The sequence below is a fragment of the Kitasatospora sp. LaBMicrA B282 genome (assembly GCF_050325825.1).
Taxonomy (GTDB): domain Bacteria; phylum Actinomycetota; class Actinomycetes; order Streptomycetales; family Streptomycetaceae; genus Kitasatospora.
Map to the genome: position 1 here is coordinate 1 of NZ_JBNQTI010000335.1, position 2719 is coordinate 2719.

The following is a 2719-nucleotide window of genomic DNA, read 5'->3' on the forward strand; positions in this document are numbered from 1 at the left end:
GGGAAGGGGGCGGCGCGGGCTGGCCGCAGAACGCCGCCTGGCTCTGGGTGCTGCCGGTGCTGCTGGTCGCGGTGGCGGCCGCGCGGCGGCCCGCGCCCGGCGGGGTCGACCCCGGCGCCGCCGCCTGCAGCGTCCTGCGGCGCAGGCACACCTGGCTGCTCGCGCTGCTCCTGCTCGGGTCCTCGGGCACCCTCGGCGGCCTCGCCGCGGTGGTGCCCCAGCTGATCGCCACCACCTTCACCCGGCTGGACCCGGCCTGGTCGGCGGACCGGTTCGCCTGGGTCGGGCCGCTGGTGGGCGCGCTGGGATGGCCGGTCGGGCACGCCCGGGCCGGGCGGGTCGGCGGCGGCCGCTGCGCGGTGGTCTGCTTCGGCGGGCTGGCGACGGCGGCGCTCGCGGTGATCCAGGCGCTGCCGGGGGACGGGGATCCGGGCAACTTCTGGCTCTGCTGGGCCGCCCTGCTGGCCGCCTTCGGCTGCGCGGGGGCGGCCGGCGGCGCGGTGGGGCGGCAGCTCCCGGTGCTCCTTCCCGGGCCGGGGCCGGCCGCGACGGTGGCCGGGTTCGGGGTGGCGGTCGCGGGCCTGGGCGCCTTCGCCGGGCCCGCGCTGCTCGCGCTGACCCCGGTGGCCTGGGGGTGCTACGCCTGCGCCGGCCTCGCCGCGCTCTGCCTGGGCGTCTGCTGGTGGTACTACGCCCGCGAGGGGGCCGAGGCGCCCTGCTGACCCCTCGACCGCCTTGCCGCCCCCTTAACGCTGTGCCACCGGCGGATGACGATTCGGCAATCGGGCGGGCGCCGTGTAATGTTCTCCAGGTCAGCAGGCGCCGCTAGCTCAGTTGGTTAGAGCAGCTGACTCTTAATCAGCGGGTCCGGGGTTCGAGTCCCTGGCGGCGCACCGACAGCCGGAAGGCCCTTCGCAGCAGCGAAGGGCCTTCCGGCGTTTTCCGTGCCCTGCCGCTCCCCCGGCCCGCCCGGGTTTCCGCTCGCCACCGCCTGGGGAGGTACGCGCCGGACGGGCGGTGCCGCTGGGTGAGCGACCGGCTACCGTCCGGCCGACCGCCGAATCCCGAGCGAAGGAATCGAGGCCGCGCATGGCTGTGAAGGTGCTGCTCGTCACCGGGGACGCCGCCGAGTCGTTGGAGGTCTTCTACCCGTACCAGCGACTGCGCGAGGAGGGCTACCAGGTCGACATCGCCGCGCCGAGCAAGAAGAAGCTGCGCTTCGTGGTGCACGACTTCGAGGACGGCTTCGACACCTACACCGAGAAGCCGGGCTACTCCTGGCCGGCCGACCTGGCGTTCGCCGAGGTGGACCCGAGCCAGTACGCAGCCCTGGTGATCCCCGGCGGGCGGGCGCCCGAGTACCTGCGCAACGACCCCGAGGTGCAGCGGATCGTCCGGCACTTCTTCGACCTGGACAAGCCGGTGGCACAGATCTGCCACGGCCCGCAGATCACCGGCGCGGCCGGGGTGCTGAGCGGGCGCACCACCGCCGCCTACCCGGCACTGGAGCCGGACGTGCGGGCGGCGGGCGCGACCTACCGGGACGGCGAGGCCGTGGTGGACGGGATGCTGGTCTCGGCCCGGGCCTGGCCGGACCACCCGGGCTGGCTGCGGGCGTTCATCGAGATCCTGCGGACCAAGGCCCCGGCCTCCTGAGGCGGGCCGCACCGGACGACCGGCAGCCTCAGTACGCCGTGCAGCCTCAGTACGACTGCAGCTCGATCAGGTTCCCGTCGGGGTCGCGCAGGTGCGCGGTGCGCATGGTCGGCCCCCACTCGGGCCGGTCGGTGGCCGGGACGACGAGCGTCCCACCGTGCGCCAGGCAGAACGCCAGCCGGGCGTCCACGTCCTCGACCCGGCAGGTCAGCATCAGGGCGTCCGGCACGGTCGGCCCGCTCGGCGGCTCGGCGGCGGTCCCGGTGACCGCGGCCATCGCGGCCCGGTCCAGCAGCGACAGCACCGCCTCGTCCCCCAGGTCCCAGTTGGCGTACCAGCCGTCCGCATCGCCCTTCTGCCGGACCGCACCCATCAGTTCGGGCAGGACGGCGTCGTAGAACCGGAAGCATTCGGCGAACCGGGCGACGAGCAGCCGGGGCATGAGCGCATCCATCAGACCTCCCCCTAATCGTGGGTAGCCACCCACTATTGGTGGTCACCCTACACTGCGCCCTCATGGAGACCACGCCCCCGAGCCTGCTCGGCCTCACCACGTACCTGCTCGCGCAGACCGGCCGCCGCGCCCGCGCCCGGCTGGCGGACCGGCTGGCCGAACGGGAGCTGCGGCTGTGGCACCTGTCGATCCTGGCCGCGCTCGCCGACTTCGGCCCGCAGGCCCAGCGCGAACTGGCGACCCGCCTCGGCATCGACCCGAGCGACCTGGTGCGCCTGCTGGACGAGCTGGCCCGCGCCGAACTGGTCACCCGCACCCGCTCCACCGCCGACCGGCGCCGGATCGAGGTCGACCTCACCCCGGCCGGCCGCACCGCCCTCGCCGAGCTGCACGCCGAGGCGGCGGCGGTCCAGGACCGCACGCTCGCCCCCCTGAGCCCGGCCGAGCGCACGCAGCTGCACGACCTGCTGCTCCGGGTCTTCCAGGCCTAGGCAGTGTCGTCAAAGTGATCTTGGATAGTGGATCATGATGTGGTGATACGTCGCCATGAACTCTCCGATGCCGAGTGGGGCCTGGTGGAGCCGCTGCTTCCCAGGTCCGGCAAGGGTC

General features: G+C 74.3%; 3 protein-coding genes, 1 tRNA gene and 1 pseudogene. 4 read left to right on the forward strand and 1 reads right to left on the reverse strand.

Features of this window, described 5'->3' with window-relative positions:
* The 3 genes and pseudogenes from ACQRUO_RS39175 to ACQRUO_RS39185 form a co-directional block, all read left to right on the forward strand.
* Positions 1 to 722, forward strand: a pseudogene (locus ACQRUO_RS39175) (hypothetical protein); the annotation flags it as partial.
* A gap of 97 nt (positions 723 to 819) precedes the next feature.
* A tRNA-Lys gene (locus tag ACQRUO_RS39180) sits at positions 820 to 893 on the forward strand.
* Between the two features lie 196 nt (positions 894 to 1089).
* The gene (locus ACQRUO_RS39185; protein WP_428320961.1) at positions 1090 to 1656 is read left to right on the forward strand and encodes a DJ-1/PfpI family protein; all 567 of its coding nucleotides are present in this window, start codon (positions 1090 to 1092) and stop codon (positions 1654 to 1656) included.
* Positions 1657 to 1702: 46 nt separating this feature from the next.
* Here the strand turns inward: ACQRUO_RS39185 and ACQRUO_RS39190 are convergent, their stop codons facing one another.
* On the reverse strand, positions 1703 to 2110 hold the full coding sequence (locus ACQRUO_RS39190; RefSeq protein ID WP_428320962.1) for a VOC family protein: 408 nt from the start codon (positions 2108 to 2110) through the stop codon (positions 1703 to 1705).
* A gap of 62 nt (positions 2111 to 2172) precedes the next feature.
* Here ACQRUO_RS39190 and ACQRUO_RS39195 point away from each other — a divergent pair, with 62 nt between their 5' ends.
* Positions 2173 to 2601 carry a MarR family winged helix-turn-helix transcriptional regulator gene (locus ACQRUO_RS39195; RefSeq protein ID WP_428320963.1) on the forward strand — a complete coding sequence of 143 codons (429 nt, stop codon included), beginning with the start codon at positions 2173 to 2175 and terminating at the stop codon, positions 2599 to 2601.
* The last annotated feature ends 118 nt before the right edge of the window (positions 2602 to 2719 follow it).